General features: G+C 69.2%; 18 protein-coding genes and 2 pseudogenes. 15 read left to right on the top strand and 5 right to left on the bottom strand.

The genetic code is table 11. From position 1 onward, the window contains the following. Positions 1-77: 77 nt before the first annotated feature. The 4 genes from GJG85_RS17410 to ilvD all read left to right on the top strand — a co-directional run bounded on the left by GJG85_RS17410 (position 78) and on the right by ilvD (position 6,556). Complete coding sequence (locus tag GJG85_RS17410) at positions 78-1,703, top strand: APC family permease (protein ID WP_089489276.1); 1,626 nt, start codon at positions 78-80, stop codon at positions 1,701-1,703. A 71-nt stretch (positions 1,704-1,774) separates the two neighbouring features. Further along, positions 1,775-3,367 (top strand): aldehyde dehydrogenase (NADP(+)), encoded by a 1,593-nt coding sequence (locus tag GJG85_RS17405; protein ID WP_204384229.1) that lies wholly within the window; start codon positions 1,775-1,777, stop codon positions 3,365-3,367. Continuing rightward, on the top strand, positions 3,360-4,382 hold the full coding sequence (locus GJG85_RS17400; protein WP_204384227.1) for an Ldh family oxidoreductase: 1,023 nt from the start codon (positions 3,360-3,362) through the stop codon (positions 4,380-4,382). The genes GJG85_RS17405 and GJG85_RS17400 overlap by 8 nt, the downstream gene beginning before the upstream one ends. 314 nt (positions 4,383-4,696) lie before the next feature. Beyond that, positions 4,697-6,556 (top strand): dihydroxy-acid dehydratase, encoded by a 1,860-nt coding sequence (gene ilvD, locus GJG85_RS17395; RefSeq protein ID WP_050010780.1) that lies wholly within the window; start codon positions 4,697-4,699, stop codon positions 6,554-6,556. Positions 6,557-6,676: 120 nt separating this feature from the next. On the opposite strand, the gene GJG85_RS17390 is transcribed toward ilvD, so the two are convergent. Both GJG85_RS17390 and GJG85_RS17385 read right to left on the bottom strand, forming a co-directional pair. Next, positions 6,677-7,579 carry an SH3 domain-containing protein gene (locus GJG85_RS17390; protein WP_050011077.1) on the bottom strand — a complete coding sequence of 301 codons (903 nt, stop codon included), beginning with the start codon at positions 7,577-7,579 and terminating at the stop codon, positions 6,677-6,679. Positions 7,580-7,600: 21 nt separating this feature from the next. Further along, positions 7,601-8,023 (bottom strand): hypothetical protein, encoded by a 423-nt coding sequence (locus GJG85_RS17385; RefSeq protein WP_050010778.1) that lies wholly within the window; start codon positions 8,021-8,023, stop codon positions 7,601-7,603. A 297-nt stretch (positions 8,024-8,320) separates the two neighbouring features. Between GJG85_RS17385 and GJG85_RS17380 the strand changes: the two genes are divergently transcribed. Together GJG85_RS17380 and GJG85_RS17375 are read left to right on the top strand one after the other, a co-directional pair. Next, positions 8,321-9,847: a sigma-70 family RNA polymerase sigma factor gene (locus tag GJG85_RS17380; RefSeq protein ID WP_124680053.1), complete on the top strand. Its 1,527-nt coding sequence runs from the start codon at positions 8,321-8,323 to the stop codon at positions 9,845-9,847. A 182-nt stretch (positions 9,848-10,029) separates the two neighbouring features. Beyond that, positions 10,030-10,911: a helix-hairpin-helix domain-containing protein gene (locus GJG85_RS17375; protein ID WP_089489273.1), complete on the top strand. Its 882-nt coding sequence runs from the start codon at positions 10,030-10,032 to the stop codon at positions 10,909-10,911. 146 nt (positions 10,912-11,057) lie between these two features. Here the strand turns inward: GJG85_RS17375 and GJG85_RS17370 are convergent, their stop codons facing one another. Continuing rightward, a complete protein-coding gene (locus GJG85_RS17370) occupies positions 11,058-11,483 on the bottom strand; it encodes a helix-turn-helix domain-containing protein (RefSeq protein WP_050010773.1) in 426 nt (141 codons plus the stop codon). A gap of 140 nt (positions 11,484-11,623) precedes the next feature. Between GJG85_RS17370 and GJG85_RS17365 the strand changes: the two genes are divergently transcribed. Further along, positions 11,624-12,121: a DUF2938 domain-containing protein gene (locus tag GJG85_RS17365; RefSeq protein ID WP_124630329.1), complete on the top strand. Its 498-nt coding sequence runs from the start codon at positions 11,624-11,626 to the stop codon at positions 12,119-12,121. A gap of 21 nt (positions 12,122-12,142) precedes the next feature. On the opposite strand, the pseudogene GJG85_RS35300 reads toward GJG85_RS17365, so the two are convergent. After that, positions 12,143-12,241: pseudogene (locus tag GJG85_RS35300) on the bottom strand (MarR family transcriptional regulator); the annotation flags it as partial. On the opposite strand from GJG85_RS35300, the pseudogene GJG85_RS17360 reads away from it, so the two are divergent. Further along, positions 12,228-12,332: pseudogene (locus GJG85_RS17360) on the top strand (multidrug transporter); the annotation flags it as partial. The pseudogenes GJG85_RS35300 and GJG85_RS17360 overlap by 14 nt on opposite strands. Before the next feature lie 30 nt (positions 12,333-12,362). On the opposite strand, the gene GJG85_RS17355 reads toward GJG85_RS17360, so the two are convergent. Continuing rightward, positions 12,363-13,877 (bottom strand): acetyl-CoA hydrolase/transferase family protein, encoded by a 1,515-nt coding sequence (locus GJG85_RS17355; RefSeq protein ID WP_124630330.1) that lies wholly within the window; start codon positions 13,875-13,877, stop codon positions 12,363-12,365. 637 nt (positions 13,878-14,514) lie between these two features. On the opposite strand from GJG85_RS17355, the gene GJG85_RS17350 reads away from it, so the two are divergent. From GJG85_RS17350 to GJG85_RS17320, 7 genes are read left to right on the top strand one after another with little or no spacing between them, the layout of a single operon-like run. Beyond that, positions 14,515-15,210: a CDP-alcohol phosphatidyltransferase family protein gene (locus GJG85_RS17350; RefSeq protein ID WP_050010767.1), complete on the top strand. Its 696-nt coding sequence runs from the start codon at positions 14,515-14,517 to the stop codon at positions 15,208-15,210. Further along, a complete protein-coding gene (locus tag GJG85_RS17345) occupies positions 15,207-16,016 on the top strand; it encodes a 2OG-Fe(II) oxygenase (RefSeq protein ID WP_050010765.1) in 810 nt (269 codons plus the stop codon). Before GJG85_RS17350 ends, GJG85_RS17345 begins: the two co-directional genes overlap by 4 nt. After that, on the top strand, positions 16,013-17,014 hold the full coding sequence (locus GJG85_RS17340; RefSeq protein WP_050010763.1) for a TIGR00374 family protein: 1,002 nt from the start codon (positions 16,013-16,015) through the stop codon (positions 17,012-17,014). Before GJG85_RS17345 ends, GJG85_RS17340 begins: the two co-directional genes overlap by 4 nt. Positions 17,015-17,049: 35 nt before the next feature. Next, complete coding sequence (locus tag GJG85_RS17335) at positions 17,050-17,817, top strand: phosphocholine cytidylyltransferase family protein (RefSeq protein ID WP_050010761.1); 768 nt, start codon at positions 17,050-17,052, stop codon at positions 17,815-17,817. Then, positions 17,814-19,499 (top strand): phosphoenolpyruvate mutase, encoded by a 1,686-nt coding sequence (aepX, locus tag GJG85_RS17330; RefSeq protein ID WP_050010760.1) that lies wholly within the window; start codon positions 17,814-17,816, stop codon positions 19,497-19,499. The genes GJG85_RS17335 and aepX overlap by 4 nt, the downstream gene beginning before the upstream one ends. Further along, the gene (gene aepY, locus GJG85_RS17325; protein ID WP_050010758.1) at positions 19,496-20,692 is read left to right on the top strand and encodes a phosphonopyruvate decarboxylase; all 1,197 of its coding nucleotides are present in this window, start codon (positions 19,496-19,498) and stop codon (positions 20,690-20,692) included. The genes aepX and aepY overlap by 4 nt, the downstream gene beginning before the upstream one ends. Further along, on the top strand, positions 20,692-21,756 hold the full coding sequence (locus GJG85_RS17320; protein WP_050010756.1) for a 2-aminoethylphosphonate aminotransferase: 1,065 nt from the start codon (positions 20,692-20,694) through the stop codon (positions 21,754-21,756). The genes aepY and GJG85_RS17320 overlap by 1 nt, the downstream gene beginning before the upstream one ends. Positions 21,757-21,855: the final 99 nt, after the last annotated feature.

Below are 21,855 nucleotides of genomic sequence, written 5' to 3'. Positions count from 1 at the left end.
ACAGGCAGGCGCGGCTGCTCCGTCGGAGCGCGGCGCACCTCAAGCCTGTGCCGATATTCCCTCCAGGAGACACGCCCATGCCAGGCCAAGGCAATGCACACCCGTCTGTCCCGCTTTCCCGTTCCGCGCACCCCGGCGCGGGTCACGGCAAGTTCAAGAAACAGCTGTCGCTGACCGATCTCACGTTCATCGGTCTCGGCGCCATTTTCGGTTCGGGGTGGCTGTTCGCCGCGAGTCACGTGTCGACGATCGCGGGCCCGGCCGGCATCTTCTCGTGGCTGCTCGGCGGCTTCGCGGTGCTGCTGCTCGGCATCGTCTACTGCGAACTCGGCGCCGCGCTGCCGCGCGCGGGCGGCGTGGTGCGCTACCCGGTGTTCTCGCACGGCCCGCTGCTCGGCTACCTGATGGGCTTCATCACGCTGATCGCGTTCTCGAGCCTGATCGCAATCGAAGTCGTCGCCGCGCGCCAGTACGCGGCCGCGTGGTTTCCGGGCCTGACGGTCGAAGGATCGAGCGACCCGACCACGCTCGGCTGGCTCGTGCAGGCCGCGCTGCTCTGCTTCTTCTTTTACTTGAACTATTCGAGCGTGAAGACGTTCGCAAAGGCGAACAACATCATCAGCATCTTCAAGTTCATCGTGCCGCTCGCGGTGATCGGCGTGCTGTTCACGTTCTTCAGGCCTGCGAACCTGACCGTGCACGGCTTCGCGCCGTTCGGCATGCCGGGCATCGAGATGGCCGTGTCCGCGGGCGGCATTATCTTCGCGTATCTGGGGCTCACGCCGATCGTGTCGGTCGCGAGCGAGGTGCGCAATCCGCAGCGCACGATCCCGATCGCGCTGATCCTGTCGATCCTGCTGTCGACGCTGATCTACGTGCTGCTGCAACTCGCGTTCATCGGCAGCATTCCCACCGACATGCTCGCCGCCGGCTGGCACGACGTGAACAAGGCGTTCTCGCTGCCGTACCGCGACATCGCGCTCGCGCTCGGCGTCGGCTGGCTCGCGGTGATGGTCGTCGCCGACGCGATGATCTCGCCGAGCGGCTGCGGCAACATCTACATGAACGCGACGCCGCGCGTGGTCTACGGCTGGGCGAAAACGGGCACGTTCTTCAAGGTGTTCACGCGCGTCGACGAAGCGTCGGGCATCCCGCGCGCGGGCCTGTGGCTCACGTTCGGCCTCGCGATCTTCTGGACGCTGCCGTTCCCGTCGTGGGAAGCGCTGATCAACATCGTGTCGGCCGCGCTGGTGTTGAGCTATGCGGTCGCGCCCGTGTCGGTCGCCGCGCTGCGCCGCACCGCGCCCGACCTGCCGCGGCCGTTCCGCGCCAGCGCGTTCGGCCTCACCGGCCCCGCGTCGTTCGTGATCGCCGCGCTGATCGTCTACTGGTCGGGCTGGAGCACGGTGTCCTGGCTGCTCGGGCTGCAAATCGCGATGTTCGTCGTCTATCTCGCGTGCCGCCGCTGGGTGCCGACCGCGCACCTGAGCCTCGCCGAGCAGGTGCGTTCGTCCGCGTGGCTGATCGCGTTCTATGCGGCGATGATCGTGCTGTCGTATCTCGGCGGCTTCGGCGGCACGGGCCGGCTCGCGCATCCGTACGACACGGTCGTCGTCGCGGCCGTCGCGCTCGTCATCTACTACTGGGGCGCGAACACCGGCGTGCGCGCCGACAAGCTGCAACTCGACGACGACGAGGACTGACGCGCCCGCACCCTTTCCCCTTCCATTGGCCGGGCGCCCCACGCCCGGCCCTGCTTTTTTCGAGGAAAACCATGCAACTCACAGGTCAGCTCCTGATCGGCCAGTCGGCCGTCGCCGGACAGAACGGCACCCTCCACGCGCTCGCCGCCGCCACCGGCGAGCCGCTCGAACCGGCCTTCGGCGGCGCGAGCCTGCACGATCTGGAAACGGCGTGCGCACTCGCCGACGACGCGTTCGACACCTATCGCGAGACGTCGCTCGAAGCACGCGCCGCGTTCCTCGACGCGATCGGCCGCCACATCATCGCGCTCGGCGACGACCTGATCGAGCGCTGCATCGTCGAAACGGGACTGCCGCGCGCGCGCATCGAGGGCGAACGCGGCCGTACGGTCGGCCAGCTCGCGCTGTTCGCGTCGCTCGTGCGGGACGGCGGCTTTCTCGACGCGCGGATCGACCCGGCACGCCCCGAGCGCAAGCCGCTGCCGCGCGTCGACCTGCGGCTGCGCAACGTTGCGCTCGGGCCCGTCGCCGTGTTCGGCGCGTCGAACTTCCCGCTCGCGTTCTCGGTGGCCGGCGGCGACACGGCGTCGGCGCTGGCGGCCGGCTGCCCGGTGATCGTCAAGGCGCATTCCGCGCATCCGGGCACGTCGGAGCTCGTCGGCCGCGCGATCCAGCAGGCCGCGCGCGAATGCGGGATGCCGGCCGGCGTGTTCTCGCTGCTGTTCGACGCATCGCGCGAGATCGGCCAGGCGCTCGTCGCCGATCCGCGCATCAAGGCCGTCGGCTTCACCGGCTCGCGCCGTGGCGGCGTGGCGCTGATGCATATCGCTGCGGCGCGAGCCGAACCGATTCCGGTCTATGCGGAAATGAGCTCGATCAACCCGGTGCTGCTGTTTCCGGCCGCGCTCGATGCGCGTCACGACACCATCGCATCGCAGTTCGTCGCGTCGCTCACGCTCGGCGCCGGGCAGTTCTGCACGAATCCGGGCCTCGTGCTCGCGGTCGACGGCCCCGCGCTGCGCGCGTTCGAAGCCGCAGCGGCCGATGCCGTGCGCGCCGTCGCCGCGCAAACGATGCTGACATCGGCCATCCACGCGAGCTATGCGCAAGGCGTCGCGGCGCTGCGCGATCACTCGGCCGTCGAACGGCTGGCCGAAGGCGTCGAAGGCGGCCGCCATCAGGCCCGCGCGGCGCTGTTCGCGACCTCCGCCGACGCGTTCATCGCGCACCCCGAACTGCGCGACGAACTGTTTGGCCCCGCGTCGCTGATCGTGCGCTGCGCGGACGCCGACACGCTGCATCGCGTGCTGAAATCGCTCGAAGGCCAGTTGACGATCGCCGCGCATCTCGCCGACGGCGACGCGGCGCTGTTCGCCGCGCTGCGCCCGACGCTCGAACGCAAGGCCGGCCGCATTCTCGTCAACGGCTTCGGCACGGGCGTCGAAGTCGGCCATGCGATGGTGCACGGCGGCCCGTTCCCGGCGACGTCCGACACGCGCACGACGTCGGTCGGCGCACGCGCGATCGAGCGCTTCCTGCGCCCCGTGTCGTACCAGGACGTGCCGGACGCGCTGCTGCCGGACGCGCTCCGCAGCAGCAATCCGCTGCACGTGCCGCAACGCATCGACGGCGTGCCCGCCCCGCGCGAGGTGAACCATGTCTGAGCGCACCGCCGAAGTCGTGCTGTCGCTCGACGAAGTCCACGCGCTCGCGCTGCGCGTGCTGACGCACAACGGGATGTCCGACGCGCATGCGCGCGCCATCGCCAACGTGATCACGCAGGGCCAGCGCGACGAATGCCATTCGCACGGCGTGTACCGGCTGCTCGTGTGCGTGCGCTCGCTGAAGAAAGGCAAGGTCGATCCGCAGGCCGTGCCGACGTTGCGCCGGCTGTCGTCGTCGGTCGTCGCGGTCGACGCGCATCGCGGCTTCTCGCTGCTGAGCTTCGAGACCGGGCTGCCCGTGCTGGTCGAGATGGCGAAGCAGCACGGCATCGCCGCGATGGCGATCAACCACTGCTATCACTTCTCCGCGCTGTGGCCGGAGGTCGAGGCGATCGCCGCCGAAGGGCTGGTCGGCATCGCGATGAACCCGAGCCATAGCTGGGTGGCGCCGGAAGGCGGCCGCGAGCCCGTGTTCGGCACCAACCCGATCGCGTTCGCGTGGCCGCGCCCGGGCGGCGAGCCGTTCGTGTTCGATTTCGCGACGAGCGCGATCGCGCGCGGCGACATTGAGCTGCACGCGAAACAGGGCAAGGCGATTCCGGCGCACTGGGCGATCGACGCGGACGGCCAGCCGACCACCGACCCGAAGGCCGCGCTGCAAGGCGCGATGCGCACGTTCGGCGGCCACAAGGGGTCGGCGCTCGCGGCGATGGTCGAGCTGCTCGGCGGCGCGCTGATCGGCGACATGACGAGCCGGGAATCGATGGACTTCGACGAAGGCGTCGGCGCGACGCCGTGCCACGGCGAACTCGTGATCGCGTTCGATCCGAACGTGTTTCTCGGCGACGATCTCGACGCGGGGCTCGCGCGCGGCGAGCGGATGTTCGAATCGATCGTCGCGCAGGGCGCGCGGCTGCCGTCGCAACGGCGCTTCGACGCCCGCGCGCGCAGCATCGCGAATGGGGTGCGGATTCCGAAGCCGCTGTACGACGAGATCCTGACGTTGCTCGATTGATGCGCGATCGAGCGGCGCGGCTTCATCGTCGGCGGAACGGGCGACGGAGCCGCCGCCCGGTTGCGCCGGCGATGGCCTGCGTCGGGCTTCGTGTTTGCCGGGTCTGGTAGGACTCGCGCAGTCGGCGCAGTCGGCCGCTGTCCGCTGCACCGCCCGCGCCGCCCGCTCCCGCCGGCGCCGCCCGCCCGGCGGCTGTGGGATAATCGCGGAGTTTGCCCAGGGCGCAGCTCAAGAGGTTGTTCGCACGGGCGCGAGAGAGGCCTTTATTCCCCGAGCCTCCACCCTTTTCCCGCGATATTTCTTCAGCCATCACCATGCCCACTTACCGTTCCAAAACCTCCACCGCCGGCCGCAACATGGCAGGTGCGCGCTCGCTGTGGCGCGCCACCGGCATGAAAGACGACGATTTCTCGAAACCGATCGTCGCGGTCGTCAACTCGTTCACGCAATTCGTGCCCGGGCACGTGCACCTGAAGGATCTCGGCCAGCTCGTCGCGCGCGAGATCGAAGCCGCGGGCGGCGTCGCGAAGGAATTCAACACGATCGCGGTCGACGACGGCATCGCGATGGGCCACGACGGCATGCTCTATTCGCTGCCGAGCCGCGACATCATCGCCGACTCGGTCGAATACATGGTGAACGCGCACTGCGCGGACGCGATGGTGTGCATCTCGAACTGCGACAAGATCACGCCGGGGATGCTGATGGCCGCGATGCGCCTGAACATTCCGGTGATCTTCGTGTCGGGCGGCCCGATGGAAGCCGGCAAGACGCGCCTCGCGAACCCGGTCACCAAGGCCATCGAACTGAAGAAGCTCGACCTCGTCGACGCGATGGTGATCGCGGCCGACCAGTCGTATTCGGACGCCGACGTCGCCGAAGTCGAACGCTCGGCGTGCCCGACCTGCGGTTCGTGCTCGGGCATGTTCACCGCGAACTCGATGAACTGCCTGACCGAAGCGCTCGGCCTGTCGCTGCCCGGCAACGGCACGGTGGTCGCCACGCACGCCGACCGCGAACAACTGTTCAAGCGCGCCGGCCGCCGCATCGTCGAACTGACGCGCCAGCACTACGAGCAGGACGACGAACGCGTGCTGCCGCGCGCGGTCGGCTTCAAGGCGTTCGAGAACGCGATGACGCTCGACATCGCGATGGGCGGCTCGACCAACACGATCCTGCACTTGCTCGCGATCGCGCGGGAAGCCGGCATCGACTTCACGATGAAGGACATCGACCGGCTGTCGCGCATCGTGCCGCAGCTGTGCAAGGTGGCGCCGAACACGAACAAGTACCACATCGAGGACGTGCACCGCGCAGGCGGCATCATGGCGATCCTCGGCGAACTCGACCGCGCCGGCAAGCTGCACACCGACGTGCCGACCGTGCACGCGCCGACGCTGAAGGATGCGCTCGACCAGTGGGACATCGTCCGCACGCAGGACGAAGCGGTCCGCACGTTCTACCAGGCCGGCCCGGCCGGGATTCCGACGCAAGTCGCGTTCAGCCAGAACACGCGCTGGCCGAGCCTCGACCTCGACCGCGCCGAAGGCTGCATCCGCTCGTACGAGCATGCGTTCTCGAAGGAAGGCGGCCTCGCGGTGCTGACGGGCAACATCGCGCTCGACGGCTGCGTGGTGAAGACGGCCGGCGTCGACGAGAGCATCCTCGTGTTCGAAGGCTCGGCGCACGTGACCGAATCGCAGGACGAAGCGGTCGAGAACATCCTGAACGACAAGGTCAAGGCCGGCGACGTGGTGATCGTGCGCTACGAAGGCCCGAAGGGCGGCCCGGGCATGCAGGAAATGCTCTACCCGACCAGCTACATCAAGTCGAAGGGGCTCGGCAAGGCGTGCGCGCTGCTGACGGACGGCCGTTTCTCGGGCGGTACGTCGGGTTTGTCGATCGGCCATTGCTCGCCGGAAGCGGCAGCGGGCGGCGCGATCGGCCTCGTGCGCGACGGCGACCGGATCCGCATCGACATTCCGAACCGCACGATCGACGTGCTGGTATCGGACGAGGAACTGGCGCGCCGCCGCGAGGAGCAGAACGCGAAGGGCTGGAAGCCCGCGCAGTCGCGTCCGCGCAAGGTGTCCGCGGCGCTGAAGGCCTACGCGAAGCTGGTCATGTCGGCCGACAAGGGCGCGGTGCGCGATCTGTCGTTGCTCGACGACTGACGCAGCGGGCTGCGAGCGACCGGTAGCGCGTGACCTCGCCCCCGCTTGCCTGATCCCGAAGCCGCTCTCCGGAGCGGCTTTTTTTCGTCCGGTGCCGGAGCACCCGCGGCACCGGCGCGGTCAGTGCCGGCGTTCGTCCGGGCCGCCGCCACCGCCGCCGCGGTTACCGCCACCGTTTCCGCCGCCCTGCGGCTGCGCATAACCGCCACCACCTCCGGCTCCCTGCCGCACCGGCGGCGGCATCGTGCGGGCCTCGCCGCCCGGCGCGGGCGGCGGCCGGAGCACGGCCGGCGGCGGGCCGGCCGGACGCGCGTTGCCCGCTCCGCCCGGCATCGGCGTTGGCGCCGGGCTCGCCGGACGCGCATTGCCCACCCCACCCGGCATCGGCGTTGGCGCGGGCGCCGGGCTCGCCGGACGCGCATTGCCCATCCCGCCCGGCATCGGCGTTGGCGCGGCCGGCGCCGGCATCCGGTTCGCACCGTTCCAGCCGCCGCGCGTCGCCGACGGCCGCGTGTCATGCACGGGCGGCGGGCCGCCCGGCGCGACCTGCATCGGCGCGCCCGGTTGCGGACGCCCTTGCGCCGGCGGCATGCCTCCGGGGCCGAGCCTCGGCTCCGGACGGCGCGCCCAGCGGTCGCGGTCCGGATACCACGGGCGGTGCCGGTAATAACGATCCCAGTACGCGCCGATCGCAAATCCGGTCACCGGCACGCCGATGATCGCACCGTACTCGAGCAACGGCACGTAGCTGCCTTGATACGGATAGTCGAGCAGTTGCGCATCGATCCAGCCGCGCACGCCCGGCAGCGCGACGTCGCACCACGTGTAGTCGCTCAGGCAGCCGAATACGCCCAGCGCGGTGCCGGGCGGAATCTGCGCGACCACCGGGTAATCGGGCGCCGGCCCCGCATACAGCTCGGCCGGCGAATTCGTGTAAGCGCTGCTCTGCGCATCGGCGACGCCCGGCGCGGCCGCGAGGCCAGCCAGGACGATGCACAGACTTCGGACAATCGTGTTCCTCATGATGCTCTCCCGCGGCGCCGGTCAGTGCCGATGGCCGCCACCCCAGTGACCGCCCCCCCAATGCCCGCCGCCCCACGGACGATGCCAATACCCGCCGCGCCCGCCCCAGTATCCGCCGCCCCAGCGGCCCCAGAAGCCGATCGTCACGGGCGGCCCGTACCAGCCGGAGTAGTACGCCGGGTAGTAATACGGATACGGTGGCGGCACGTAGGCCGGGGCGACGTACATGGGCACCGCCGTGCCGGCGTCGACCTGCGCCTGCGGCACGGTCGACGCGGCCGGACCGGACGCAGCCGGTGCGGCCAGGATCTCGCGCTGCGTCACCGTGGCGGGCACCGGCGCGTAATAAGGTGCATAACCGTACGGGCTCGTGTAGTAGCAGCCGCCCAGCGTCAATGCGGCCAGCGCGACGACGGCGGGCCTCGCGGCGGAAATCGGGTTCATCTCGTACTCCGGCAGAATCCGCGCGCCGCCGCCGGGCGCGCGCCTGACTCTAGCTTACGTCCCCTGCAGATTTCCGCGCGTATGATCGGTTACTTTTTGTTTCCTGCGCCGGACGGCCGCGCGGGCACGCCGCGTGCTGGCCCGTCCGCGGCGCCGGCGTTGAAGTTGGCGCAAATGCCCTCAACTTGGACGATGTCGGGCTGACCGGCGCGGACGGGCGTCCGCGGTCCACCGGCAACCGCAAACCGGCGAGCTTCGGCCCGCCCTGACAGGAACGCGGCTCGCGCCGCCATCGACATGACTACGCCACGCCCCACTCCCCGGGCGGACACACCGCTCGATCCGATCATCCAGCTGCTGGCCCTTGCCGGCGAGCAGGGTTATCTGACGCACGCCGACCTCGTCGACGCGCTGCCGCCCGAAAGCGACAGCCCCGACGCGCTCGAGGTCGTGCGCGCCGCGCTGGCCGACATCGGCATCGCGGTACTCGACGAGCCGGCCGTGCCTGCACCGTTCGCCGGCGCGGCGCCGGTCGAGGTCGATCGCGACGCGCTCGACGAAGGCCGCGCCATGCTCGGCGACCTCGCGCGCGGCACGAGCGCGTCGACCGATCCGCTCGCGCTGTACATGCGGCGCATGCACGCGGTGCCGCTGCTCACGCGCGAAGGCGAAATCGTGCTCGCCCGCGAGATCGAGACGGGCCGCCATCAGATACTGCATGCGATTGCCGGCTATCCGCCCGCGGTCGACGCGCTGCTCGAGCGCCATCGCGCGACGGGTGCAACCGGATCGCCCGATGAAGAGGATCGCGAAACGTCCGCGCCCGCCCGCTACGACGCGCTGCACGCAGCGGTGTCGGCATTGCGCGACGCGTTGCATACGCATGGCAGCCGTTCGGCCGACTACCGTGACGCGCGCAACCACGTGGCGACCCTGCTGGGTTCGCTCGCGTGGGTCGCGCCGGCCGTCGACGACGCAAGTCGTGCCGTGCGCGCACTCGCCACCGCCCGCGATGATCCGTCGGCGACCGACGCCGCGGGCTTCGACGCGGTCGCGCGGCGCGCCCTCGCAGCCGCGCTGAGCGACGGCCAGCAGAAGGTCCGCGACGCGACGCGTGCGATGCTCGAGGCGAACCTGCGGCTCGTGCTGTCGATCGCGCGCAAGTACCTGAACCGCGGCGTCGACCTGTCCGACCTCGTGCAGGACGGTTGCCTCGGCCTGATGCGCGCGATCGAGAAATTCGAATACCGGCGCGGGTTCAAGTTCTCGACCTATGCGACCTGGTGGATTCGCCAGGCGATCGCGCGCGCGGTCGCGGATCGTTCGCGCACGATCCGCGTGCCGGTGCACGTCGGCGACCAGTACCAGCGCGTGCAGCGGCATGCGCTGCGCTTTCGGCAGCGCACCGGCCGGCGGGCCACGCCGGCCGAGCTCGCGGCCGAAACCGGTCTCGCCGAAGACAAGCTGCGCGCGGTGCTCGCGCTGCCCGCCGAGCCCGTCTCGCTCGACACGCCGCTGCCCGACGCGGACACCGGCCTCGTGGAGCTGATCGAGGATCAGGCATCGGCCAGCCCGTTCGAGCAACTGGCCGACACGCGCATGCGCGAATGCGTACGGGCGCTGCTGCGTTCGGTCACGCCGACCGAGGCCGACGTGCTGCGCCGGCGGTTCGGCCTCGGCGGCGCCGAGCCCGACACCTACGACGCGATCGCGCAGGATGCGGGGATGTCGCGGGAGCGCGTGCGGCAGATCGAGAAACGGGCGCTCGCCGCGCTGCGTACGGCCGCCGAGGCCGAGAACGCGCAGTCGTTTCTCGACGCGTAACCGCATCGCGCACGGCGCACGGTCATGCCGCACTCCGGCACGACCGTGCGCCGTGCGCCTGTGTTACGTTTGCCATTGACGCGCATCAAGTTTTCTTCATCGCGCGTCGCGACAATGGTTGACAGCCGACCGGCGCGTCGCTCGCCGCGTCCATTCCGTTTGTGCTTTCCGGGTCTCTTGCCATGCAGTCGACCGTCAGCCAGACGTACGAGGAAAACCGGACTGTCGCGGCCTGCCTGCGCGAGGCCTCGCAGTGGCTCGTCGACCAGGGCGCGAACCCGTATCGGGTCGCCGCGTACCGCGCGGCGGCCGATACGGTCGGCGCGCTCGACCGCGACATCCGTACCGTGTTCGAAACCGGCGGCGTCGAGGCGCTCGGCGCGCTGCCCGACATCGGCGCGGGCGTCGCGCAGGCGATCGCCGAGTTGCTGGTCACGGGACGTTGGCGCCAGCTCGACCGCTTGCGCGGCGACGCGGAACGCGCGTCCGCCTTCGAAGCGGTGCCGGGCATCGGCCACGCGCTCGCGCTACGCATTCACGACGCACTGCACATCGACACGCTGGAGGAGCTCGAACGCGCGGCCCGCAACGGCCAGCTCGAAACGATCGCGGGCGTCGGCCCGCGACGCGCGGTCGGCATCCGCGCCGCGCTCGACGACGTGCTGAGCCGCCGCCGGCGCTGGCAAGGCCATATGCGACATGCCGGCCCCGGCACGGAGCCGCCCGTCGAACTGCTGCTTTACATCGATCGCCAGTACCGCAACAAGGCGGCCGCTGGCGTGCTGCCGACGCTCGCGCACCGGCGCCTGAACGCGGACGGTTACGTGCCGCCGCCCGTGATGCACATGACCAAGGGCGGCTGGCATTTCACGGTGCTGAGCCAGCATGCGGCCATGCGCACGCCGGAAGCCGGGCGCCCGACCGACTGGGTGTCGCTCTACTTCTACGACGCCGTGCAATGCGAGCACCAGCGCACCGTGTTCACCGGAACGTACGGCGCGCTCGCCGGCAAGCGGATCGTGCGCGGGCGCGAGATGGAATGCCGCGTGTATTACGCAGGGTGATGCAGGCGTCGGCGGTTTCGCTGACGTCGAAGGCGGCACAGGCCGCGTCGCCTTTTCGCGATTCGACGGGTCGAACCCGTTACGTCGCCACGTAGCCTCTCCTGCCGCACCGCTACCGCACCGCCCGCTTCGCGCAGGCTCGCCGCCTACGCACCTTCCGCCTTCGCGCGGCGCGCCGGATGACGATGCGCGGCAATGCGCAGCAGCTTCTGGAACGACGGGCATTCGAGGTGGTTCACGGCCGGGCACACGGCCGCATGCCGCAGCGCGTCGCGTACCGCGCCGAGACGGCGGATCGTGCGATCGAGCTCGTCGGCCTTGCCGTCGAGCTTCGCGCGGTCGATCGCGGGCCGGCCCTCCGCGCCGACCATCGCGAGGATGTCGTCGAGCGAGAACCCGGCCTCCCGCCCGAGCGCGATCAGCGCCAGGCGCTCCAGCACCGACTCGTCGTATTGCCGCCGCAGCCCGTGCCGGCCGATCGGAACGATCAGTCCCTTTTCCTCGTAGTAGCGCAGCGTCGACGCGGGCAATCCCGTGCGCCGCGCGACGTCCGCAATGTCCAGTCGGCTCATGCTTGACCTCAAGTGAACTTGAAGTTGCAAGATAGTCGCCCGACTCCACGAAGACAAGCCCCAACCGTCATGAAACCGTTGAAACCGCGTCGCATTCCGCTGTACCGCATCGCCATCACCGCCCGCTGTGGAGGGGCGCGATGAGCACGCCCGATGCCCTCCTCAAACTGCTGTTGATCGGCGCGGGCGCCACGCTCGTGATGGATCTGTGGACGCTGTTCCGGCGGCGTGCGTTCGGCATTCCGTCGCTCGACTACGCGCTGGTCGGCCGTTGGCTCGGCCACATGACGCACGGCCGGTTCCGGCATGCGTCGATCGTCGCCGCCGCGCCCGTGCCCGGCGAACGCGTGCTCGGATGGGTCGCGCATTACGCGATCGGCATCGCGTTCGCGGCACTGCCCGTGCTGATCGCCGGCCCGGCGTGGATCGACGCGCCGACGCTGCTCCCCGCCCTCGTGGCAGGGCTCGCGAGCGTGGCCGCGCCGTTCTTCGTGATGCATCCGGCGTTCGGTTTCGGCATGGCGGCGTCGCGCACGCCGCGGCCGGGCGTCGCGCGCCGGCGCAGCCTCGTCACGCATCTGTCGTACGGCGCGGGGCTCTACCTTGCGGCGTACACGCTCGCGGCGCTGGCCGGTTGACCCGCGCGCCGGCGTACCGAGCCGCACCAGCGTACCGCGCTCGTCGGGCGTGAAGCCGCGCAGCCCGTCATCGGCGGCGGTATCGCCCACCTCCAGCATCTGCGGAAAGATCTCGCGCGTCGCGACGTTGCTGATGATCCCGCTGTTGCTGCTGATCCGCCCGCCGCAGAAAGCGGCGAGCGTCGACGTCGCGCATGCGGCGATGGATTGACGGGCCCGCCTGCGCCCGTCCCAGGCCCCGTCAGGCCTTCATCGACCCGGTGCGCACGTAGCGCTCGTGCCACGACAGCGCTTCGGCGAGCAGATGCGGCGTGTGCTTGCCGAAGCTCTCGCGCGACGCGCGCTCGAAGTAGTCCTCGAGCATCGGCCGGTAGTCCGGGTGCGCGCAGGTCGCGATGATCTTGCGCGCGCGCTGCTTCGGCGACAGGCCGCGCAGGTCGGCCAGCCCCTGTTCGGTGACGACGACCGCGACGTCGTGCTCGGTATGGTCGACGTGGCTCGCCATCGGCACGATCCGCGAGATCGCGCCGCCCTTCGCGGTACTCGCCGACATGAAGCACGACAGGTAGCCGTTGCGCGCGAAGTCGCCCGAGCCGCCGATGCCGTTCTGGATCTTCGTGCCCATCACGTGCGTGGAATTCACGTTGCCGTAGATGTCGGCCTCGATCATCCCGTTCATCGCGATGCAGCCGAGCCGGCGCACGAGTTCCGGATGGTTGCTGATCTCCTGCGGGCGCAGCACGATCTTCTCGCGGAACGTCGCGATTTCGTCGGCGAAACGCTGCACGGCGGCGGGGCTCAGCGACAGCGCGGTGGCCGACGCGAAGCTCAGCGTGCCGTCGTCGAGCAGGTCGAGCATGCCGTCCTGGATCACCTCGGTGTAGGCGGTCAGGTTCGAGAAGCCGGCCGAGCTGAGTTCCGCGAGCACCGCGTTCGTGATGTTGCCGACGCCCGACTGCAGCGGCAGCAGGTTTTCCGGCAGGCGGCCGCGCTTCACTTCGTGACGCAGGAAGTCGATCAGCTGCAGCGCGATCTGCTTGGACGTCGCATCCGGCGCGGAGAATGCATTGCTGCGATCGGGCGCGTCGGTCTCGACGATCGCGACGATCTTGTCGGCCGGGCAGCACAGGTACGGCTCGCCGATCCGGTCGTCGCTCTTCGTCAGCGGAATCGGCTTGCGGTGCGGCGGCAGCGCGGTGCCGTAATAGATGTCGTGCATCCCGTCGAGGCCGAGCGGCTGCCGCGCATTCACTTCGAGGATCACATGCTTCGCGCGCTCGAGCCAGGTCTTGTTGTTGCCGATCGACGCGGACGGAATCAGCAGCCCGTCCTCGCGGATGCCCGCGACTTCGACGATCGCGACGTCGAGATCGCCGTACAGCCCGAACCATGCGTATTGCGCGACGTGGCTCAGGTGGACGTCCTGGTAATCGACTTCGCCGCCGTTGATCTTGTCGCGCAGCGTGGGGTCGGACTGGTACGGCAGCCGCATCGAGATGCCGTTCGTGCGGGCGAGCGCGCCGTCGAGTTCCGGTGCGGTCGATGCGCCCGTCAGCACGTTGATCCGGAAGTCCTCGCCGCGCGCGTGCGCCGCGTCAATGTGGGCGGCCAGCGCGGCCGGCACGGCCTTCGGATAGCCCGACCCGGTGAAGCCGCTCATGGCGACGGTCATGCCGGGGCGGATCAGCGCGGCGGCTTCGTCGGCGGTGCGGACGAGCGAACGCAGGGCGGGAGCGAGGATGCGTGAAGAAGACATGGCTGGTTATCTGACGCTTGGGTCTGTCGTTGACGTCGCGGGGGGTGTCTCCTGAGCGACGCGAAGCCCTTGGGGCCGCGAGGGGCGGCCCGGCACCACAGGCACGGTCGGAGTATCGCAGAGGCGATCGCCGCGAAATGTCCGCTGGATGCAAAAGATCCTTGCCGGATTTGCCGGGTATCGAACGACCGTTCTGTGACAGGCGATCCGCCCGCGCCGGACACCCACGAAAGGTGCACGAAAGCATCGGGCGAATCGCCGGTTCGCGATCGCCGGCCGTCGCGCGTCGATCGACCGGTCTGTTCGGCTCGGTCATCGCCGCGACCCGTCCGGCGCGGCCGATTGTCGCCCGATGCGGTTTTTCCGGCGCTGACGGAGATCAAGGTCGCATGGGCTGCGCGACACCGGCCGGGCGGCGCGAAAAACACCGCCTCGCCGGCCTGCGAGGCCCGTCCGGCCTTGACAGCCGCGCGACGCGAACCACACTGGAAGACGGGTCCGGCCGCCCGGTCGGCCGCGTCGTTCGCGGGTGCGTTTTTGAACCGGCCGATGCCTGCAAGACGCGGTAACACTCCCGCATGTCAGGACATTGATCGAATAAAAAGCAACAAATTACAATTCCGTATATATTTCGCCGATGGACCAAAGAAAAACCGTCAAACGCCCCGAGCCGCCCCCGCCACGCACCTGGGATGCGCGGCTCGCGCGCTCGCTTGTCCGGCCGCTCGTCGATACGCCGGTCACGCCGAATCACCTCACCACCCTTCGCCTGCTGATCGGCCTCGCCGGCGCCTGGTGCCTCGCGCACGGCGGCTTCGTCTGGGGCAATGCAGGCGCGTTCCTGATCGTGCTGTCGAACTTCGTCGACCACACCGACGGCGAACTCGCGCGCATCAGCGGCAAGTCCAGCAAAATCGGTCATTTTTACGACCTCGCGGCCGATGCGCTCGTCACGGTCGCGCTGTTCGTCAGCATGGGCGTCGGCATCGTCGCCCAGGGCGGCCAGATGGCCGCGTCGCCGGTGCTGCTCGGCGCGGTCGCCGGCGCGGCCGTCGCGCTGATCTTCTTCCTGCGCATGCGGATCGAATCGATCGCCGGCAAGGCCGGCACCAAGCAGGCGTTCGCCGGCGGCTTCGAGACCGAAGACGTGCTGTACCTGCTGCCGATCGTGACGCTCGTCGACGGCGTCGAGCCGTTCCTGCTCGCGGCGTCGATCGGCGCCCCGCTGTTCGCCGCCTGGGTCGTGATCGACTGGTGGCGCATCGTGCGGCGCGGCAACCTCCCGCAGACCCCGGCCGCGCAGAACCCAACCGAAATCCAGGCTTCCAAATGACTCCTAGCACGCGCGACGATTCCGTGCTGAGCCCGGCACGCCCCGCGCCCGTGCGCGCGGCCGCGGCCGATCCCGATCGCACCGTGGCCGACCGCGTCGGCCAGCTCGACCTCGACCGCCTGCGCGGCGACTACACGCGCCAGGGCTCGTTCCTCTACCTCGACACCTTCCTGCCGGCCGACGCGCACGCGAAGCTCGCGAACGCGGCCCGCGCGATGCAGGCCGGCCTGAACCGCAATTACCTGCCCGGCCACAAGCAGGGCGGCAGCGTGAGCCGCCATACGATCGACGAGCAGGCGCCGTACATCGCCGAGCTGTATCGCTCGAAGGCACTCATCTCCTTCCTCGAGAAGATCACCGGCGACAAGCTGATGCTGTCGCCGGACGACGATCCGCACGCGTACGCGCTGTATTACTACACGAAGCCCGGCGACCACATCGGCTGGCACTACGACACGTCGTACTACGATGGCCGCCGCTACACGCTGCTGATCGGCGTGATCGACGAATCGTCGTGCCGGCTCGACTACGAGCTGCATACGCGCAACCCGGACGTGCCTGATCAACCGGGCTCCGTGCAGATCGCCGACGGCGGCATCGTGCTGTTCGACGGCGACAAGCTGCGCCACCGCATCACGCCGCTCGGCCAGAACGAGATGCGCGTGTCGCTCACGTTCGAATACGTGACGAACCCCGGCATGCGGCCGTGGAAGCGCTTCATCTCGAACATGAAGGACGCGATCGCGTATTTCGGTTTCCGCCAGGTGTTCAAGCAACTGGCCACGCGACGCACGAGCGGGTCATGACACGCGCGGGCCTCATCCTGCTGTCCCTCGGGACCGCACTCTTCATCGCACTGCTGGCCTGGCAGGGCGTCGGCGCGGTAGCGTCCACGCTCCTCGCGGCCGGCTGGGGCCTCGCGCTCGTCGCGGCGTTCCACGTCGTGCCGCTCGCGATCGACGCGGTCGCGATCTCCGTGATGTTCCGCCGCGGGCAGCCGGGCGCCGAACTCGGCAACGCGCTGCGCGCGCGCTGGGTCGGCGAATCGGTAAACAGCCTGCTGCCCGCCGGGCAGATCGGCGGCCCCGTGCTGATGGTGCGCTACCTCGCGCAGCGCGGCACGCGGATGGCCGACGCGGCTGCCGCCATGACCGTCGGCACGACGATGCAGGCGCTCGCGCAGATGGCGTTCGCGCTGATCGGCATCGCCGCGTTCAGCCTGTATGCGACGCACGAGTCGGTCGCGTATCTGCGCACGCCCGCGCTGATCGCCACCGGCGTGCTCGGCGCCCTCGCCGTCGCGTTCTACGCGGCGCAGCGACGCGGGCTGTTCGGCCGCGGCCTGCGCCTCGCGTCGAAGCTGCTCGGTCCGCGCGACTGGTCGTCGCTGGCCACGCGCGCCGACGCGATCGACGACGCGGTCGGCGCGCTGTACCGCGATCGCGCGAAAGTCGCGAAGACCTTCGCATTGAGCCTCGTCGGCTGGATCGTCGGCACCGCGGAAGTGTGGCTCGCGCTGCACTTCCTCGGGCACCCGGTCAGCTGGCTCGACGCGCTGCTGCTGGAAAGCGTCGGCCAGGCGATTCGCGGGGCGGCCTTCGCGATCCCCGGCTCGCTCGGCGCGCAGGAAGGCGGCTACCTGCTGCTCGCACCGCTGGTCGGCTTGCCGCCCGACGCAGCGCTCGCGCTGTCGCTCGCGAAGCGCGCGCGCGAACTCGCGCTCGGCCTGCCCGGCCTGCTCTATCTGCATTTCAGTGAAAGAAACTGGCAGCGGCGTCGTGCGCCGCAGCCGCTCGCCGACTGATCGTTCAGATCGCCGGCTTTTTGGTTGGAGAACCCATGCGAGCCATCATTCTTGCGGCAGGCCTCGGCTTGCGCCTGCAACAACCGCCCGAGGCGCAGTTCCCGAAGTGCCTGCTGCGCTTCGACGACGTGTCGCTGCTCGAGCGCCATCTGCGCGTGCTCGACGCCGCGGGCGTCGATGACATCGTGCTCGGGCTCGGCTTCCAGCACGAGAAGGTCGAACAGGAGCTCAAGCGCCTCGGCCGCACCGCCGAGATCGTGATCAACGACCGCTACGACCTCGGCAGCGTGCTGACCGTGCATACCGTCGCCGATGCGATGACGCGCGGCGGCGACGTGCTGCTGATGGACGCGGACGTGCTGTACGACGAGAACATCCTGCACGCGCTGGTGGCCGATGCCGACAAGACCGTCGACCGCCTGCTGATCGACCGCGACTTCGAGGCCGGCGACGAACCCGTCAAGCTGTGCCTGAAGAACGGCGTGCCGGTCGAACTGCGCAAGCAGCTCGCGGTCGACCTCGACTACGACACGATCGGCGAATCGGTCGGCTTCTTCCGCTTCACCGAAGGCACCGCACGCCGCCTCGCGACGATCGTCGCGGGCTACGTCGACAGCGGCCGCGCGAACATGCCGCACGAGGAAGCCGTGCGCGACCTGCTGCTCGAAGGCGGCCATTCGTTCGACGTCGCCGACGTCACCGGCTCGCCGTGGATCGAGATCGACTTCCCGAACGACGTCGCACGCGCGACGCAAGACATTCTTCCCCTGATTCAACGCACCACCGCCGGAGCCGCACGATGAACGCACGCGAACCCAACTTCACCGAATCGCGCAGCGCGCGCCTGCGCCGCATGCTCGTGAGCAGCGATCTCGAATTCCTGATGGAAGCGCACAACGGCCTGTCCGCGCGGATCGTCCGCGAAGCCGGCTTCAAGGGCATCTGGGCGTCGGGCCTCGCGATCTCCGCGCAGTTCGGCGTGCGCGACAACAACGAAGCGAGCTGGACCCAGGTCGTCGACGTGCTCGAGTTCATGGCCGATGCGAGCGACCTGCCGATCCTGCTCGACGGCGACACCGGCTACGGCAACTTCAACAACGTGCGCCGCCTCGTGAAGAAGCTCGAACAGCGCGGTATCGCGGGCGTCTGCATCGAGGACAAGCAGTTCCCGAAGACCAACAGCTTCATCGGCGGCGAGCGCCAGCCGCTCGCGGAAATCGACGAGTTCTGCGGCAAGATCAAGGCCGGCAAGGATTCGCAGACCGATCCCGACTTCTCGATCGTCGCGCGCGTCGAGGCGCTGATCGCAGGCTGGGGGATGGACGAGGCGCTGCGCCGCGCGAACGCGTACGCGGAAGCCGGCGCCGACGCGATCCTGATCCACAGCAAGCTGTCGCGCCCGGACGAGATCCTGCAGTTCGCGCGCGAATGGAGCGGCAAGGCGCCGCTCGTGATCGTGCCGACCAAGTACTACAGCACGCCGACCGACGTGTTCCGCCAGGCCGGCATCAGCACCGTGATCTGGGCGAATCATCTGATCCGCGCGTCGGCATCGGCGATGCAGGCGACCGCGCGCGAGATCCACGAAAGCGAAACGCTGATCAACGTCGAGGACCGGGTTGCGTCGGTCAACGAGATCTTCCGCCTGCAGGACGCCGACGAGTACTCGGCCGCCGAGCGTATCTACCTGTCGTCGTCGTCGCGCGCGTCGAATGCCGCGATCGTGCTCGCCGCGAGCCGCGGCAAGGGCCTCGAAGCCGTGACCGAAGACAAGCCGAAGGTCATGCTGCCGGTCGCCGGCAAGCCGCTGCTGCGCTGGCTCGTCGACGGCTTCAAGACGCACGGCGTGAACGACATCACCGTGGTTGGCGGCTATCGCGCCGATGCGATCGATACGTCGGGCATCAAGCTCGTCGTCAACGAGCGCCACGCGCAGACCGGCGAGCTCGCGTCGCTCGCATGCGCGGCCGAACGCCTGACCGGCGACACCGTGATCTCGTACGGCGACCTGCTGTTCCGCAGCTACATCGTGCGCGACCTTGCGGAGAGCGAGGCCGAGTTCAGCGTGGTGGTCGATTCGTCGCTCACCGAGACCAATCAGAGCGTGCGCGACTTCGCCCTCTGCTCGGCGGCCGACGATCGCGGCCTGTTCGGCCAGAAGACCTATCTGCAACGCGTGTCGAGCGACGTCGCCGCGAGCACGCCGCACGGCCGCTGGATCGGTCTGCTGAACGTGCGCGGCGCCGGTGTCGACCGCCTGAAGGCGATGCTCGCGACGCTGCAGGCACGTCCTGATTTCGACACGCTCGACATCCCGTCGCTGCTGAACGAGCTGATCGCCGCCGGCGAGAAGATCGAGGTGCAGTACGTGCACGGCCACTGGCGCGGCGTCAACGATCTGGAAGACTTCCGTCGCGCGGGCGACTTCGCGCACGGCCAGACGCCGCTGTCCGAACCGGGTACCGGCAACGGGGGCGCGCAATGATCGAAGCGGCCCAGTTCGTCGAGGCCGCGCGCGAACGCGGCTTCGACTGGTACGCGGGCGTGCCCTGCTCGTACCTGACGCCGTTCATCAATTACGTGCTGCAGGACCCGACGCTGCACTACGTGTCGGCCGCGAACGAAGGCGACGCGGTCGCGCTGATCGCGGGCGCGACGCTCGGCGGCAAGCGCGGGATCGCGATGATGCAGAACTCCGGGCTCGGCAACGCGGTGAGCCCGCTCACGTCGCTGACCTGGACGTTCCGCCTGCCGCAGTTGCTGATCGTCACGTGGCGCGGCCAGCCGGGCGTGGCCGACGAGCCGCAGCATGCGCTGATGGGCCCGATCACGCCGGCGATGCTCGACACGATGGAGATCCCGTGGGAGACGTTCCCGACCGACCCCGAACAGGTCGGCCCGGCACTCGACCGCGCGATCGCGCACATGGACGCGACGGGCCGCCCGTACGCGCTCGTGATGCAGAAAGGCAGCGTCGCGCCGTATGAACTGAAGGCGAACCCGGCCGCGAAGCCGCGCGCGCACGTCGCCGCGCAATCGGCGTCGCGCGCGGCGTCGGCCGACGCGTGGCCGACGCGTCACGACGCGCTGCAGCGCGTGATCGCGCATACGCCGGTCGATTCGACCGTCGTGCTCGCATCGACCGGTTTCTGCGGGCGCGAACTCTACGCGCTCGACGATCGCCCGAACCAGCTGTACATGGTCGGCTCGATGGGCTGCGTGACGCCGCTCGCGCTCGGCCTCGCGCTCGCGCGCCCCGACCTGCGCGTGGTGGCCGTCGACGGCGACGGCGCCGCGCTGATGCGCATGGGCGTGTTCGCGACGCTCGGCACCTACGGCCCGGCCAACCTCACGCACGTGCTGCTCGACAATGGCGCGCACGAATCGACGGGCGGCCAGGCGACGGTGTCGCAGCATGTGTCGTTCGCGGGCGTCGCGGCCGCTTGCGGTTACGCGTCGGCGGTCGAAGGCGATACGCTCGACGTGCTCGATGCGACGCTCGCCTCAACCAGCGAGGGGGGCCGGCCATCCGGTGCGCAGTTCGTTCGCGTGGCGATCCGCACGGGCGTGCCCGACGGCCTGCCCCGCCCGACCGTCACGCCGGTCGAGGTCAAGACCCGTCTGATGCGGCACATCGGCGCCGAGCAGACCGAAGCCCACGTTGAAGGAGCCCATTGATGCTGCTGCTGAACCCCGGCCCGGTCACGCTCACCGAACGCGTGCGCCGCAGCCTGCTGCAACCCGATCTGTGCCATCGCGAAGGCGAATTCTTCGACCTGCAGGATGAAGCGCGTGCGCGCCTCGTCGCCGCGTACGAACTCGATCCGGCCGAATGGGCTGCCGTGCTGATGACGGGTTCGGGCACGGCCGCCGTCGAGAGCATGATCGCGGCGCTCGTGCCGCAGGACGGCAAGCTGCTCGTGATCGAGAACGGCGTGTACGGCGAGCGGATCACGCAGATCGCCACGCAGTACGGCATCGCGCATGACGTGCTCAAGCATGAGTGGATGCAGGCGCCGGATCTCGCGCAGATCGGTGCGAAGCTCGATGCAGGTGGGTACTCGCATGTCGCCGTGATTCATCATGAAACGACGACCGGCCGGCTGAATGATCTCGATGCGATCGCCGAAGTCTGTCGTGCCCGTGGCGTGAAGATGCTTGTCGATGGCGTCAGCAGCTTCGGTGCGGAAGCGATCGATTTCGGCGGTGGCGTGATCGACGCCGTTGCCGCTACCGCGAACAAGTGTCTGCACGGCGTGCCGGGCGCGGCGTTCGTGATCGTGCGCCGCAGCGCGCTCGTGAAAGCCGCGAGCCGGACTTACTACCTCGATCTCGGGCGGCTTGCGAAGCTGCAGGATCAGCGGAATACGCCGTTTACGCCTTCCGTGCATGCGTATTACGCGCTCGTCGAGGCGCTGCGCGAGTTTGACGAGGCTGGCGGCTGGCGCGCGCGGCATGCGCATTACAAGGCGCTTGCCGACCAGGCGCAGGCCGGGCTTGCGGCGCGCGGGATGCCGCTGGTGCTGCCGGAAGGTGCGTCGTCGGTCGTGCTGCGTGCGTATCGGCTGCCGCAAGGTGTAACGTACGAAGCGCTGCACGACGGGCTGAAGGCGCGTGGCTTCGTGATTTATGCGGGGCAAGGCGGGCTGTCGAAGGAACTGTTCCGGATCTCGACGATGGGCGCGATTCAGGCGGCTGATGTCGAGCGGTTGTTGGATGGTTTTACCCAGTTGACGCGGTAAGCGTTGTCCGTAACTTCGTCTACGAAAAGGCCCGGAAGGGCCTTTTTTGTTTCCGTACATTCCTCAGAAATACAGGGGCACGTTATCGGCATGCGAGCA

Source organism: Burkholderia sp. MS389, from assembly GCF_016899425.1.
Taxonomy (GTDB): Bacteria; Pseudomonadota; Gammaproteobacteria; order Burkholderiales; family Burkholderiaceae; genus Burkholderia; species Burkholderia sola.
Note: the sequence above shows the minus strand (reverse complement) of the source record. Positions and strands in the feature narration are given on the sequence as shown.

Excerpts from the sequence above, each read along its gene's own strand:
- GJG85_RS17410 (WP_089489276.1), top strand. The coding sequence starts at position 78 with ATGCCAGGCCAAGGCAATGCACACCCGTCTGTCCCGCTTTCCCGTTCC.
- GJG85_RS17405 (WP_204384229.1), top strand. The coding sequence starts at position 1,775 with ATGCAACTCACAGGTCAGCTCCTGATCGGCCAGTCGGCCGTCGCCGGA.
- GJG85_RS17400 (WP_204384227.1), top strand. The coding sequence starts at position 3,360 with ATGTCTGAGCGCACCGCCGAAGTCGTGCTGTCGCTCGACGAAGTCCAC.
- ilvD (WP_050010780.1), top strand. The coding sequence starts at position 4,697 with ATGCCCACTTACCGTTCCAAAACCTCCACCGCCGGCCGCAACATGGCA.
- GJG85_RS17390 (WP_050011077.1), bottom strand. The coding sequence starts at position 7,579 with ATGAGGAACACGATTGTCCGAAGTCTGTGCATCGTCCTGGCTGGCCTC.
- GJG85_RS17385 (WP_050010778.1), bottom strand. The coding sequence starts at position 8,023 with ATGAACCCGATTTCCGCCGCGAGGCCCGCCGTCGTCGCGCTGGCCGCA.
- GJG85_RS17380 (WP_124680053.1), top strand. The coding sequence starts at position 8,321 with ATGACTACGCCACGCCCCACTCCCCGGGCGGACACACCGCTCGATCCG.
- GJG85_RS17375 (WP_089489273.1), top strand. The coding sequence starts at position 10,030 with ATGCAGTCGACCGTCAGCCAGACGTACGAGGAAAACCGGACTGTCGCG.
- GJG85_RS17370 (WP_050010773.1), bottom strand. The coding sequence starts at position 11,483 with ATGAGCCGACTGGACATTGCGGACGTCGCGCGGCGCACGGGATTGCCC.
- GJG85_RS17365 (WP_124630329.1), top strand. The coding sequence starts at position 11,624 with ATGAGCACGCCCGATGCCCTCCTCAAACTGCTGTTGATCGGCGCGGGC.
- GJG85_RS17355 (WP_124630330.1), bottom strand. The coding sequence starts at position 13,877 with ATGTCTTCTTCACGCATCCTCGCTCCCGCCCTGCGTTCGCTCGTCCGC.
- GJG85_RS17350 (WP_050010767.1), top strand. The coding sequence starts at position 14,515 with ATGGACCAAAGAAAAACCGTCAAACGCCCCGAGCCGCCCCCGCCACGC.
- GJG85_RS17345 (WP_050010765.1), top strand. The coding sequence starts at position 15,207 with ATGACTCCTAGCACGCGCGACGATTCCGTGCTGAGCCCGGCACGCCCC.
- GJG85_RS17340 (WP_050010763.1), top strand. The coding sequence starts at position 16,013 with ATGACACGCGCGGGCCTCATCCTGCTGTCCCTCGGGACCGCACTCTTC.
- GJG85_RS17335 (WP_050010761.1), top strand. The coding sequence starts at position 17,050 with ATGCGAGCCATCATTCTTGCGGCAGGCCTCGGCTTGCGCCTGCAACAA.
- aepX (WP_050010760.1), top strand. The coding sequence starts at position 17,814 with ATGAACGCACGCGAACCCAACTTCACCGAATCGCGCAGCGCGCGCCTG.
- aepY (WP_050010758.1), top strand. The coding sequence starts at position 19,496 with ATGATCGAAGCGGCCCAGTTCGTCGAGGCCGCGCGCGAACGCGGCTTC.
- GJG85_RS17320 (WP_050010756.1), top strand. The coding sequence starts at position 20,692 with ATGCTGCTGCTGAACCCCGGCCCGGTCACGCTCACCGAACGCGTGCGC.